The 316-nt window shown below is 44.6% G+C and carries 1 protein-coding gene; it reads left to right on the forward strand.

All coding sequences use genetic code 11. From position 1 onward, the window contains the following. Nucleotides 1-316, forward strand: a 316-nt coding sequence (locus CWC11_RS22165; RefSeq protein WP_502704833.1) for a cytochrome c oxidase subunit 3 family protein, incomplete at both ends; no start/stop codon positions are given.

Consider the following 316-nt stretch of genomic DNA (forward strand, 5'->3'; position numbering starts at 1 on the left):
ATATCTGATGACGGACTGTTTGTTGTTTGCCTCTTTCTTTGCCACTTATGCCGTGTTGTACATGAACACGGCAGGCGGGGTGTCTGGCAAAGACATATTCGAGCTGGGTTTTGTTGCGGTTGAAACCGCGGCTCTACTGTTAAGTAGTATTACCTTTGGTTTTGCCATGATAGCGGCAAACAAACAGAAAAAGTCGCAAACCTTATCTTGGCTTGCGGTGACATTTGCCTTTGGTGCGGTGTTTATTGGTATGGAAGTATATGAATTCCATCACTTAATAGTACATGGTCATGGACCGCAGCATAGTGCTTTTCTG

This window comes from Pseudoalteromonas sp. S3178 (assembly GCF_005886985.1).
GTDB lineage: Bacteria > Pseudomonadota > Gammaproteobacteria > Enterobacterales > Alteromonadaceae > Pseudoalteromonas > Pseudoalteromonas carrageenovora.